Below are 1,932 nucleotides of genomic sequence, written 5' to 3'. Positions count from 1 at the left end.
TATCAGCGGAGGTAGCCGCGTGAGGTATGCTCATCTACTAGCGTCATTCTTCTTAGAAATAGGCTGCGAAAACCGGGAGCTATCGTCAAAATCTGTCGGATCATGACGATTGGCATGAGGTAATGATGTACATTTCGGAGGCCGACAAAGATGGAGTTTGATCCGTGTCGTCGGCTGTCAAAACCAGGCAAAAGGATGGCAAGAATACAACGTTTTTGATACCGGCCTGGCATTATAAACTAGCATCTGTAGGATGTCAATCGAAGATGAGATTGCGGCGCGGCGTCTCCGGCCTGTGCCGTTAAAGGCAAGAGCCTCGCGTGTGGCGAGGCTCTGTTTTCCGATTGCGCGGCGTTTAGTTCAGCGGCACGGTGAAGCGGAAGAGCGCGCCGCCATCAGGCCGGTCTTCGACCCAGATCGTGCCGCCGTGGGCCACGATAGCTAGCTTACAGAAGGCTAGACCCAGGCCGGTGCCGCGTCCCTTGCCCTGCGGCGCTTGCCCGAACAGCTCGAAGATCACGCCACGGAACGATTCGGGCACGCCCGGCCCCTGATCGGCCACCTCGACGAGCGCCCAGCGTCCCGGCGCGTGGTTGGGCGGCAGATCGTTGGGCGTGGCGACCGAGGCATTGATGCAGATCTCGCCGCCCTGCGGGCTGAATTTGATCGAGTTATCGACCAGATTTTGCAGCACCCGCCGGATCAGATCGTTATCGACGATGATCGGCGGCAGCATGATCGTCTCGTTGCGCAGCGTGATATGCCGATCGCCTGCGATGCGCTCCGTACGCTCGAAGACGCCCTCGACCAGTTCGAAGAGTTCCACGGGCCGGCTTTGTAGCTCAAGCTGGCGCTGCTCCAGCCGACGAATATCGAGCAGCGCGTTGACCAGATCGAGCATCTGCTGGCTGCTGTCGCTGGCGATCTGGATGATGCGCTCCTGGGCGCTGTTGAGCGGGCCGCTGATCTGCTTGAGCAGCAGATCGGTCGAAACCATCATGTTGGTCAGCGGCGAGCGCAGATCATGCACGATCATATTCGCCAGATCCTGGCGCAGCTTCTCGGTCTGCCGCTCGGCGGTCACGTCGCGCAGCACCAGCAGCGACGCGCTATGCTTCTTGGTATTGCCGCGTACCGGCAGCACCGTCCAGGCCAGGTTGCGCTCGACGGGCGCGGTGACGATGAACTCGCCTTCATGCGCCGGACAGTTGCCCCGCGCGACACAGCGGATCGCTTTACAGATCTCGGCAAGATGCTCGTGGTTTGCCTCCAGCGCCGGATGTCGGCAGAGATCGGCGATGACCCGGCCCTCTAGCGTCTCGTTGGGAATGCCCAGCAGATGCGTCAGTGCGTCGTTGGCCGATGCGATCCGTCCGTCCTTCGTCGCCATCAGCATGCCTTCGGCGGTCGAGTCTAGAATCGACGCCAGCCGATCATGCGCCGCGCTGACCTGATCGAAGAGGCGCCAGTTTTCGAGCACGGCGCCCGCCGTTTTGGCGTAGAGCACCACCATCTCGCGCTCGGCAGGCGCGATCACCGGATAGCTGTAGCCGATCCACAGGCCGCCAAGCGTCGATTGCGCGCCGCTCACGGGCACGATCAGCAGGCTTTGAACGCCGTGCCCGCGCAGCTCGACCGGAATATCGCCGTCGGTGATCTCGATGTAGTCGTCGGTGATCTTCTTGAGCTGCGGCACCAGCGCTCGGTCGCTGCTCTCCGGCAGATGCAGCGTCAGATGACGCGGCTGGTCGTCGCGGCCAAGCACGTACGCGCCGCCGCCGATGCCGTTGGTCGTCCCGATCGCGCCCTCGATCGTCATGCGCATCACCTCGTCGGTCGACAGCCGCGCCGTCGTCACCGCCAGGCTCAGCGCGTTGAGCGCCGTCAGCCGATCGACGGTCTGCTCCTGCTCGTCGACCATGCGCGCGTTCA

Annotated in this window: 1 protein-coding gene; it reads right to left on the bottom strand. The window is 62.3% G+C overall.

What is annotated here, in order from left to right:
- Positions 1-355: 355 nt before the first annotated feature.
- On the bottom strand, positions 356-1,932 hold a 1,577-nt coding region (locus VFZ66_05485; GenBank protein ID HEX6288620.1), incomplete at its 5' end, for an ATP-binding protein.

This window comes from Herpetosiphonaceae bacterium (assembly GCA_036374795.1).
GTDB lineage: Bacteria > Chloroflexota > Chloroflexia > Chloroflexales > Kallotenuaceae > LB3-1.
This window is presented reverse-complemented; position numbering and strand designations above follow the sequence as displayed.